This window comes from Bacillus sp. 05T22 (assembly GCF_056396765.1).
This window is the reverse complement of the sequence record NZ_JBFTMC010000201.1, coordinates 1-3,503: the sequence shown is the minus strand read 5'-3', so window position 1 is coordinate 3,503 and position 3,503 is coordinate 1. Positions and strand designations below refer to the sequence as shown.

Genomic DNA, 3,503 nt, shown 5'->3' with positions numbered 1-3,503 from the left:
AATTCTACAACGGTACCCAGCGGCAAAATTTCGCTATAACACGCATCAATCAAACCCATTAAACGTAAAAATTGAGAAAATGGAATGTCTAATTGCGTTTCTAATCGTTCAAAACGAATTGTCTCATTCGGATAGTCAAATGTCACTGAGAATTTTGCACCGATTTTTGGTTTGTTTTCAAAGACATCTTCTTGATTTCGAAACGCCTTGTAAACCCCACGGAAAAGAGAAGGCTGATTCCCCAGCAAGTTACCCATTTGTAATAGTTCGTCAGTAATCTCTACATCTAATGTTTTGTCATTTTGTAAAACAACTTCTAAAAGTTCTCGTTTGTTATATTCGACCATATTATTCGAACCTCTCTGTGTTTTGTTTGATCACATTCGCCATTTGGGCATCTTCATCGGCAATTTTGTTTGCGACGTCTTTCATTTTGCCTGTGTCAGCAGAAGATACTTCTTTAAATTTTTCTAAAGTTGTTCCGACTTTCTCTACTAAATTTTGAAAATTCGTAAACCGAGATAAATTATTCTTGGTAATTTTCGGTGAGGGAACTTTCTTTATCTCATGAACTTCGCTCTCTGCTTTTGTGATCGCTCCAATACATAGCTAGTCCCTCTCGCCCATTTAAAAAAGATGCTTTTTCTTTTTTTTTCATAGAGTGACTGAGTAGTTACCTTTTTTTAAAATTCTTCATATGATTTTCCAATTCTCCCTCTCAAAACATAAAATAGATGCGCTTTAGCCCCTTTAAAACTAAAAAACATACCACTTCTATATTTATCCTAAAATACCTTTCTATGTATAACATTTTACAAGTAATTACAGATATGGTCAAAATTCATTCTAAATTAACGATGTTCATAAAAAAGATGCGATGCTTTATTCCTTCAAGTAAAAGATTCTAAGTGAGTTTTGATTAAACTTTTTTATAAAAATCTCATACTTAGTTAAAAAGAGTAACTCCATTTTGATCAATCTTTTTTTCAAAATGGAGTTTTTGTTGTTGCTGTTAAATAAAGGTTTGTGACTTCATTTTTATCAAACTTTATTCCAAAGCAACATATGTAGAAATTTAAAAAAGTCCCTTAATAATGTTAAAGGGACTTTGCTCACATAAATGATCTGCACATCAATTTATTTTTGATATACAGATCATTTGTATGATAATTTTATAAATAATTGCTAAATAATGAATTTACATAAATGTTTTTAGGAGTTCTTGGACTAATGGGATTGCTCCACCTATAAATTTTAAAACTGTCATCGCGATTTCCATATTATTTCCTCCTCTTTTGTTGTTGCTAAGATGTGATTTATCTTTATGATTTTATTATAGTAAGCGCTTACATTTTTATCAATATATTCTTATATATAATATTACATATATGAGTAAGATCAAAGAAATATCACATTTTCTCATTAAGGTATGTATTGAGATAACACCACACCGCCATCAAGCCAATGACAACAAATACCCCCTAACAACAATTTTGTTAAGTTAATGGATGTGTAGCAAGACCCCATAAATAAAAAAGATAAGACCAGAAACTCGTTCTTATCTATGCCATAAAGAGAAACAAATGGGGTGATAACCATCACTTTTTTATCATATTACAATAACTGCAAATTTTGAATATTACAGTTAAAAATAGTGACAATATCCATATTGAGAAATTTATTACTAATTTATTTGTGCAGTATCAAAAGGTACACCTTTTGGTTCGCTTTTCATTACTATGTATTCAAATATGTAGTGAGTCCTTGGTATGTCTATAAAAGTATACCTTATTGGGATGGTTTGTTGAAATTAAAAAATACATTTTTGATGACAAACATAAGTTACGGGAATATAAATGTTTATTTCTCAATATAAATGTGTGTATTAAAGATCGTAACTAATATTTACTTGGAGATTAATGCTGTATACTAGCTAGCAAACGGGTTATTATCCGTGTTTTATTAAAGGGGGACAATACATGCTCAAAAAGTATAAGGTAGATATTACATTTCGCAATACTGAAGATGAAGATAGAGCTACATTTGGAGCAATGGATTCATTCCGATTTCAACACCAGTGCAGAACATTTGCTGAAAATGAGCGAGATGCTAGACGAAAAGCACTTGAATACCTTCATCTAGATAATCCTAATATAGTTTCGAAATATATATATAGTAGCCAATCCAGAATATGTTGCTAATGAGAAATACGATTATTTGTGGGATGTTGAATTGCGAATCGATGATTCTGAAGTCACCCAGCAAGAATCATTTTGGCACGAAAATGGGGCTGGCGATCAAGCAATCCGAAGGGTTGTAAATACTTTGGGATTATCAAGTAATGTAGAAGTCATTTCTGTTAAACCAAGTACACATTATAATAAAGAACAGGCGGTATTAGTCTCTGACAAAGAGGAAAACACCTTTTTAGTAACTCTTAATATTAATGATGAAGAAACTATTACTGTTCCAATTTTAAGCATGTCAAACATGGTTCCAACAGAAGAGGAATTAAAAGAAATCCAGGGAAAAGCTCTTTCTACTTATCCTAAAATAGGAATAAAAACTGCAAAGGTTATTAATACTGAATTGAAGGCATCTAGTTCTAAAGATTTTAAATTTTATGTGGATGGCATTAAAAAAAGCTATAAGATATCCGATACAAAAGACCCTAACCTTGCTTATCATCAATGTTTAAGGGAATTAGCGAAGGAAAATGATCCAAGTATGAACTATGAAAAGATAGATTGCACACATATAAAAGAATTGTTTGAAGGAGTATATTACTAGTCAGATTAATATTATATATTTAACAAAAAAATCCAATATTATATTGGATTTTTTTGTTATCCAAAGGAATGATTTGTATGGAAAAGCGAAGTTTATTGAAGTGGAAGCATTATCATCATGATACTATTTTGCAAACAGTAAGATGGTACCTACGGTATAACTTGAGCTTTCGTGATTTGGTGGAAATGATGGCGGAACGGGGCATAATCGTTGCTCATACAACGATTATGCGTTGGGTTCATCAGTATGGTCCTGAATTAGACAAAAGAATCCGTCGTCATCTCAAGCAAACCAATGGCTCTTGGAGAGTCGATGAAACATATATCAAGGTAAAAAGTAATGGATGTACCTGTATCGTGCTGTCGATTCGAAAGGAAGTACCATCGATTTTTACCTAAGCAAAGCAAGAAACCACAAGGCTGCAAAGCGATTCTTCAAGAAATCTTTGCAGTCTTTTCATGGATTTTATACAAAAATATATATTTTAGTGAAATACACAAATAGAGTATTCAATCCATTTAAGATAAGAATTAATGCCGGCTTAGTTCTAGTAAAATATTTAATCCTTTTTTTAATTCTTCCAATGATGCATAAGAATAAGAAAGACGAATATGACGTAAATCGCTTGGTTCATATATATAACCTGGATTGATCAGAACATTTTGTTTAAGTAACTTTAGAAATAGCGCCTTATTTACAATAGGTTCATGAAA

2 protein-coding genes and 3 pseudogenes are annotated in these 3,503 nt (G+C 31.5%); 2 read left to right on the top strand and 3 right to left on the bottom strand.

Annotated elements, in window-relative coordinates:
* Positions 1 to 347, bottom strand: a pseudogene (locus AC1DIT_RS27560) (DUF4176 domain-containing protein); the annotation flags it as partial.
* Position 348: 1 nt separating this feature from the next.
* Complete coding sequence (locus AC1DIT_RS27555) at positions 349 to 594, bottom strand: TIGR04197 family type VII secretion effector (RefSeq protein WP_255256262.1); 246 nt, start codon at positions 592 to 594, stop codon at positions 349 to 351.
* 1,638 nt (positions 595 to 2,232) lie between these two features.
* Here AC1DIT_RS27555 and AC1DIT_RS27550 point away from each other — a divergent pair.
* Both AC1DIT_RS27550 and AC1DIT_RS27545 read left to right on the top strand, forming a co-directional pair.
* Complete coding sequence (locus tag AC1DIT_RS27550) at positions 2,233 to 2,790, top strand: hypothetical protein (protein WP_016132884.1); 558 nt, start codon at positions 2,233 to 2,235, stop codon at positions 2,788 to 2,790.
* A gap of 77 nt (positions 2,791 to 2,867) precedes the next feature.
* Positions 2,868 to 3,250 (top strand): annotated as a pseudogene (locus AC1DIT_RS27545) (IS6 family transposase); the annotation flags it as partial.
* A 70-nt stretch (positions 3,251 to 3,320) separates the two neighbouring features.
* Here the strand turns inward: AC1DIT_RS27545 and AC1DIT_RS27540 are convergent.
* Positions 3,321 to 3,503 (bottom strand): annotated as a pseudogene (locus AC1DIT_RS27540) (PLP-dependent aminotransferase family protein); the annotation flags it as partial.